Here is a 6,776-nt window from a genome sequence, read left to right on the forward strand (position 1 = left end):
CCCGGTGCCTGCCTCTGGGCGCGGCGTCGGAGTCGCGCACGGGAGCGGGCCGCACCATGCCGAGCTCGATCTTCAGGCGTTCGGCCGTGCGGTCGCCGAGCAGCAGCGCGTGCTCCTTCTTGGCGTACGTGATGACCGCCTCGTCCAGCTCGTCGCCGCCGACCCGCAGCGACTTGGCGACCACGACGCCGCTCATCGACACGATGGCGACCTCCGTCGTGCCGCCGCCGATGTCGACCACCATGTTGCCGGTGGCCTCGCCGACCTTCAGCCCGGCGCCGATCGCCGCGGCCATCGGCTCCTCGATGATGTGCACCCGGCGCGCGCCCGCCTCGTAGGCAGCCTCCTTGACCGCCCGCTGCTCGATGGAGGTGGTGCCGCTCGGCACCGCCACGACGATGCGCGGCTTGGCCAGGAACCTGCTCGGGTGCGCCTTCTGAATGAACATGCGCAGCATCCGCTCCGCCGCGTCGAGATCCGCGATCACGCCGTCCTTGAGCGGCCTGATCGTCGCGATGTGCGGGGGAGTGCGCCCCATCATGCGCTTGGCCGCCTTGCCCACGGCCACGACGGTGTTCCTGTGCAGGTTGATCGCGATGACCGAGGGCTCGTTCAGCACGATGCCTTTCCTGCGGACGTAGACGAGAGTGTTGGCGGTTCCGAGATCGACCGCTATGTCATGACCGAGAAGACCCAATGCGAATGCCATGTGCCGCACAGCCTTTCGACCGGGAAGAGCAGGGGGACTTCTGCCCGCACTCGCGCTGCCCTGAGCGGTTTGACCACAAACGTATTAACTCTGTATCTGCCGCTGTTTTCGCAGGTCAAGGCCGTCGCCGGCCCGTGGGAGGGAGCCGGGTCAGCGGGCGGTGCGCCAGGATTGCTCCTCGACCAGCTCCACGCTGCGCCAGCCGCCCGGCGTGCGCCGCATGCGGTGGTGGTACCAGCCGCCGCCGTGCAGGAACCCCTCGGTGTCGGCGGTGACCATGTCCCTGGTGGGGGCGAGGGTGTCGGTGAAGGGGGCGCTCACGCGCGCTTCGCCGTCCTCGAAGCCGATCCGCGGGGCCCCGATGAGGTGCAGGCGCCCGGGCCAGTGCGGCAGCACCTCCGCGAGCCAGGCCTTGACCTCGTCCCGCGTGCCCTTGATGCCGCCCGCGGAGCGGTAGTCGATCACGGCGTCGGGAGTGAACACCTCGTCGAGCAGCTCCCACTGGCCGGAGTCGATGGCGTGGGTGTAGCGAGCCAGCAGGTCGGTGATGTGGAGCCGGTCGGCGATCTCCTGTATGTCCATGGGGTTGATCGTTGCGCTATGAGCGCTCGATGACCAGAGCGCTCGACGACCGCCGGAGCAGCCCGGCCAGCCGCCGGCTCGAAGCCCGCACGGTGAACGGCTCGCAGCCGTCGCAGAAATAGCCGCGGCCGAACGTGAACTCCACGGCGCCCGTGCCCAGATTGACCAGGATGCGGTCGTTGTCCACGCTCACGGTCCGCGGGTTCTGGCGCGGGGGCATGAGCGGTCGCAGCGCGTCGGCCAGCCGCCGCCTGCCCGCCGGGGTGAGCACGGCCGGGGCGAAGATCTCCTGTACGGCGAGCGCCCGGCCCGCGGACCGGTCGTAGTTGACCGCCCGTCCGGCGTCGCCCGCCATCATGTAGCGAACCGAGATCACGTCGGCGTCGTTGCGCACGACGACGTACGTGGCGCTGACGGCGCCGGTGGCTCCCGGGTCGGCACGCAGGCCCCGCAACGTCCGCTCGACGGCCTCCCGCACCGGTTCGGCCAGCGCCGCGTTGATCCTGGCCGCGTCGGAGCCCCGGGCCCGCGGGTAGGAGACGTCGATCGTGAGCCTGGGGCGCTGTTCCCGCCAGGCGACCGGGCTGAGCGCGACCCGTTCGCGCGCCGGGCCCCGTTTCACCGCGGGCGCCGCCGCGACCAGGACCAGCAGCGCGGCGCCGTACAGGAGGATCTTCCTCCGCAGCGGCACGGCCAGGGCCGCGGCGGCGAGGGGCCCGGCGACGAAGCCCATCTGCAGCCCGGTGACCGGGTCGAACAGGTTCGCCAGCCCGCCGGCGACCACCGACAGTCCCCATACGGCCAGCCAGGACGCCGGTCGGCGCTCTTTCGTGTTCAGCCTGCCGAAGCCAAGGTAGACCAGCCCGGCCAGGAGCATCACGTACAGGCCGGCGGTGAGGTTCTCCAGCGGCGGCCGCGTCACGCACAGGACCGGCACGGCGAAGAACGGCGCGTCCACACGCCCCACGGGCGGCCCGGCGCCGAACCCCTGGAACGTCCCGGCCACCACGGCGATCACCAGCGCCGCCCCGGCCGCCCGGGCCGCGACCAGGCCGCGCTCCCGTCTGCTCGGCAGGTGCGGCCGCACCTGCTCCTTCCAGGCGCGGTACCGCTCGGCCAGCTTCCCCCAGCCCTCCTCGCCCTCCAGCTCGACGATGCGTACGAACCTGGTCAGGCCGACCTGCGAGTGCACGATGAACAGCAGCGCCCCGAACACCGGCACCACGAACCCGGTGAACTCGGCGGCCTCCCGAGCGGGCGAGATCCCCAGCAGCCACTCACCGGTGACCGCGTGGCCGATCACGCTGCCGATGTTCCAGGCCAGCGCGGCGGCCAGCGCGAGCGCGCCCACCAGCACCAGATAGTCGGAGGCGGGGAAGAGGCGCACGACCCGGCCGCGGACCGCCACGTACACCAGCACCGCCGCCGCCACCCCGAACGCCGCCGTCACGGCCCATGACCACACCACCACGGTCCTGCCCAGCGCCGGGTCGGGCGGGGCCAGGAACGCGAGCGCCCGCAGCGGCGCGGGCGTCTCCTCGTCGAACGTCCGCCGCGTCAGCACGGGGAACCTCGACGTGACGGCCAGGCAGAAGTACGTCAGCGCGACCGCCGCCCCGGCCACCAGCAGGCTCCACCGCCGATCGGGCCGCACGGGATCGGGCGCCGCGCTCGAGCGCTCCCTGGCGGGGACGGCCGTCTGCACCCCGGTCGCCACCAGCGCCAGCAGCAACGGGGGCACGGCGACCTGCGCGGGCTCGGCGATCAGCACCTCTCCGAGGTCGCGGAGGTACGCCACAGCCCAGGCCGCGTCCAGCGGATGGGCGAGGAGCAGCTCCCGCATGCCGCGGTCGATCGCCACGACGGCCGCGTACACGACCGGGGCCGCGGTCAGCGCGATCCACGCCAGCACGAACGCCCGCCCCGGCCGGCCCTCCACCGGTAATCGCCGCCGCAGCACACCCTCCAGCGACCCGGCCGCGACGGCGGCGAGCACCACGGCCACCTGGTCGAAGTAGCTCAGCGACAGGGGCAGCCAGGCCGGCAACGGCTGATCCCTGAGGAGAACGCTCCACACCACCGCCCACCCGGCCACCAGGCTCGGCAGCACCCACGCGCGGGGATGGAACGCCCACCTGCCCTTCCGGGGGCCGTCGGGCACCGTTCGCGTAATGGCCAGCGCCAGCAGCCCGGAGAGCAGCGCGACCGCCATCCCCCACGAGGCGGCGTACGTCAGGTATTCACGAAAGGGCAGCCCCTGCGACCGCGCCCACGCCAGCACGGCCAGCACCCCGGCAGGCCCGCCGGCGAGCCCCCAGCACACCATCACCCCCAGCCGCGACCCCCCGAACCCGGCCCACCGGAACGCGAGATACGCCCCGCCGGTCAGCGCCAGGGAGAAGGCCACCAGCGTCGCCGCCGTGCCCACCGCCTGTCCCCTCCCCAACCCGGGAAAGACGAGCACCGCGCCGACGGTCCGGCCGAGCAGGAAACCGCCCACGGGCGGCAGGGCGCACACGCCGGAGACGACGAGCGCGGAGGCGGCGGCCGCGAGCAGGAAGGTCCGGGTCGTCTTCACCACGCCCCGTCATCTGCCCGCGCGGGGCTGGGTGCCGCCGCGCGGTGACGGGGAAGTGGCCGGCGGGTGAGCGCGGCGTCCGAAACACGAAACCCCGGCCGCAGGGGCCGGGGCACGCGAGAATGGTGGACGATACTGGGATTGAACCAGTGACCTCTTCCGTGTCAGGGAAGCGCTCTCCCGCTGAGCTAATCGTCCTTGTGAGGTGGCGACGGGATTTGAACCCGTGTGGACGGCTTTGCAGGCCGCTGCCTCGCCTCTCGGCCACGCCACCGAGCCGGAAGCTCCGAGCGGAAGACGGGATTCGAACCCGCGACCCTCACCTTGGCAAGGTGATGCTCTACCACTGAGCCACTTCCGCGTCCGCCCGGCTCGCACCGGGCGACGAGAGAACTCTAGCGAATCTCGGCCCAGTCCCCAAACTGAATACGCCCCGCGCTGCTCACGTGTGGCCGCCGTTGACCTTGATGTGCTGCCCCGTGACGAACGCGCCGCCGTCCGAGGCGAGGAACGAGACCGTGGCCGCCACGTCGTCGGGCGTGCCCATCCTGCCCAGGGGCACCTCCGCGAGGTAGCCGCTCTCGTCCAGGCCCGCGTGCCGCTCCACCGGGATCCAGCCGGGGGCGACGATGTTGGCCGTGATGCCGTGCGGGCCCAGCTCGCGGGCCCAGGCCCGGGTCATGGCGTGCTGGGCGCCCTTCGCCGCGATGTAGGCGGACATGCCGGGCAGGTTGCGGTCGACAATGTCGGAGCCGATCTGGATGACGCGGCCGCCGCGCCGCTCCCGCATGCCCGGCAGCACCGCCTGCACCAGCAGTGTCGGGCTCTTGACGAAGAACGTGAGCTGGTCGAGGTGCGACTGCCAGGTGATCTCCTCCAGCGGGATGGACGGCTGCGGGCCGGTCGCGTTGATCACCAGGACCCGCACCGGGCCGAGGCTGCCGGTGACGCGGGCCACCAGGTCCGTCACCTCGGACTCGTCCGTGACGTCGGCGGCGAACGCCTCCGCGGCGCCGCCCGCGTCCTGGATCGCGGCCACGACCTTCTCCGCTCCGGAGGCGTCCGAGCGATAGTTGACCGCGACGGCCAGGCCGTCGGCGGCCAGCCTGCGCGCGATGACGGCTCCCAGGCCGCGCGACGCGCCGGTGACGAGGGCGACTGCTGTCATGAACCCCCACTCTAGGCGCTAGCGGTGGAGCGTGATCGCCGCGGGGTGCGGCCCCTCCGTCTCCAGGCGGTACTCCTGGCCGGAAACGGCGCGGTTGTCGTCGACGACCTGCTCCGACGGCGCCTTGTCGCCGCCCATGATCGTGTCCTGCGCCTTCCGGAAGCGCTCGTGCGCCTCCCGCGCGTACCCGGCGCCCACGGTCGTGTAGTCCATCTGGGTGGCGATCAGCTCACGCAGGTACGCCTTGTTCGGCTCGAACGTCACCGGCGGCGGGCACGCCTGAGCCAGCACCTGGTCGGGATCGCGCCCGTCGAACCGTTTGAACAGCTCGGCCGCCAGCCGCAGGTGCTCCAGCTCCATGCTGAGATGCAGCTCCCAGATGGTCCGCACCCTGGGATGCGGCTCGGTCAGCGCGAACGAGTAGTACATGTAGCACTCGTTGTACTCGTGGTTGAGCAGTATCTCCCACCAGCTGTCGCCCGGATCGGCCAGCGACTCGTAGTGAGTCACGTGCCCCTCCTCGACCAGCGCGATCTCCTGGTACAGCCGGCGCGCGATCGGCTCCATCTGCATGGGGCCGACGTTCATGTAGAAGTTCATGGTCTGCTGCTCGGCCGCCCTGATCGTCAGCGCGTGCAGCCGCGACAGCGGCTCCGTCGACCTCTTCTGGTACGGCTCGCGCACGTTGTCCATCGGGTCCCGATGGTGCAGGTAGGTGGGCCGCCCGGGCATCACCTCGGTCAGCCGGTCCACGATCTTCTCGGCCTTGCGGTGCTCGAGCATCTCGTACAGGTTCGCGTACCGATAGAGGTGATCGAAGTGCTCCAGCACCCCGAACTCGAAGGCCTGCTTCAGGTACCCGTCCGGCTCCATCCGCGCGACCCACGCCGTCAGATCCACCGCCGCCTGCTCATAGGCGAGTGTGGTCTCCAGCACCGACGACACCCCTGGCAGCAGCCAGTTGACCACCTTCTGCTGCTGCGCCTCGATGTAGCGCACCCGCGCCAGCTGCTGCCTGATCTCCGTGTCGGGGCAGTGGCGGGCGAGCTGGTGGCTGAAGAAGATCGCCTCCGTCTCGATCCCGTTCATCGCGATGATCCGGCACCGCGTGTACGGGTCGGCGTGGTCGGGATCGATGGGCTCGACGTTCAGCTCGCGCCAGTCACGCAGCTGATCGTCCAGCGGGATACCCCGCTCCTGCAGCGGATCGAAGGCCATGTGGCTGCGCTACCCGGCGCATGATCCGGCAACCTCCGCGTTCGGTGCTCGAACGGCCCGCGTTCGGTAAGGAGGCGCGTGTCCAGGGGAGGGCCGGGTAGGGCGCGGACGTGGGTGAACAAGATGTCATCGATTTGCTGGTGACCCAGCACGGCCAGATCAGGGACCTGTTCGACGAGGTCGAGCAGGCGCCTCCGGACAAGGTGGAGGAGGCGTTCGACCGGCTGACGAGGATGTTGTCCGTACATGAGACGGCCGAGGAGGAGATCGTCCACCCGTACGCACGCAGGAAGCTGGACAACGGCCAGGGCGTGGTGGGCGATCGCCTGACCGAGGAGAACCGGGCCAAGCGGCTCCTCCTCGAGCTGCACAAGGGCGGCGTGGACCATCCGGAGTTCTGGGAGCGCCTGGGGGAGCTGCGTACCGCCGTGACCATGCACGCCCGCAGCGAGGAGCGGTACGAGTTCGCGAAACTCCGGGCGAACACCTCCACCGTCGAGCGCCGGGCCATGGCGGCGGCG

At 71.1% G+C, this 6,776-nt stretch carries 6 protein-coding genes and 3 tRNA genes; 1 reads left to right on the forward strand and 8 read right to left on the reverse strand.

The features are described 5' to 3' along the window. The 8 genes from mreB to AB0J09_RS51730 form a co-directional block, all read right to left on the reverse strand. Positions 1-709: rod shape-determining protein MreB (mreB, locus tag AB0J09_RS51695; protein WP_360709080.1), on the reverse strand; the 709-nt coding region annotated here is incomplete at its 3' end. 150 nt (positions 710-859) lie between these two features. Further along, entirely contained in the window at positions 860-1,291 is a 432-nt protein-coding gene (locus AB0J09_RS51700) for a nuclear transport factor 2 family protein (protein WP_360709083.1), read from the reverse strand. Between the two features lie 16 nt (positions 1,292-1,307). Then, complete coding sequence (locus AB0J09_RS51705) at positions 1,308-3,872, reverse strand: hypothetical protein (RefSeq protein WP_360709085.1); 2,565 nt, start codon at positions 3,870-3,872, stop codon at positions 1,308-1,310. 120 nt (positions 3,873-3,992) lie between these two features. Next, positions 3,993-4,067, reverse strand: a tRNA-Val gene (locus AB0J09_RS51710). 5 nt (positions 4,068-4,072) lie between these two features. After that, positions 4,073-4,143: transfer RNA gene (locus AB0J09_RS51715), tRNA-Cys, on the reverse strand. A gap of 15 nt (positions 4,144-4,158) precedes the next feature. Next, positions 4,159-4,230, reverse strand: a tRNA-Gly gene (locus AB0J09_RS51720). A gap of 81 nt (positions 4,231-4,311) precedes the next feature. Continuing rightward, complete coding sequence (locus AB0J09_RS51725) at positions 4,312-5,037, reverse strand: SDR family oxidoreductase (RefSeq protein WP_360709088.1); 726 nt, start codon at positions 5,035-5,037, stop codon at positions 4,312-4,314. A gap of 18 nt (positions 5,038-5,055) precedes the next feature. Then, positions 5,056-6,255, reverse strand: a complete 1,200-nt coding sequence (locus AB0J09_RS51730) for a hypothetical protein (protein WP_360709090.1) — start codon at positions 6,253-6,255, stop codon at positions 5,056-5,058. A 110-nt stretch (positions 6,256-6,365) separates the two neighbouring features. Between AB0J09_RS51730 and AB0J09_RS51735 the strand changes: the two genes are divergently transcribed. Further along, positions 6,366-6,776 (forward strand): hemerythrin domain-containing protein (locus AB0J09_RS51735; RefSeq protein ID WP_360709092.1); only part of this gene is annotated, 411 nt, incomplete at its 3' end.

Source organism: Nonomuraea sp. NPDC049784, from assembly GCF_040659615.1.
In the GTDB taxonomy this organism is placed as follows: Bacteria; Actinomycetota; Actinomycetes; order Streptosporangiales; family Streptosporangiaceae; genus Nonomuraea.

Bases quoted from the DNA above. Each gene is read 5' to 3' on its own strand.
- AB0J09_RS51730 (WP_360709090.1), bottom strand. From the start codon at position 6,255: ATGGCCTTCGATCCGCTGCAGGAGCGGGGTATCCCGCTGGACGATCAG.
- AB0J09_RS51725 (WP_360709088.1), bottom strand. From the start codon at position 5,037: ATGACAGCAGTCGCCCTCGTCACCGGCGCGTCGCGCGGCCTGGGAGCC.
- AB0J09_RS51700 (WP_360709083.1), bottom strand. From the start codon at position 1,291: ATGGACATACAGGAGATCGCCGACCGGCTCCACATCACCGACCTGCTG.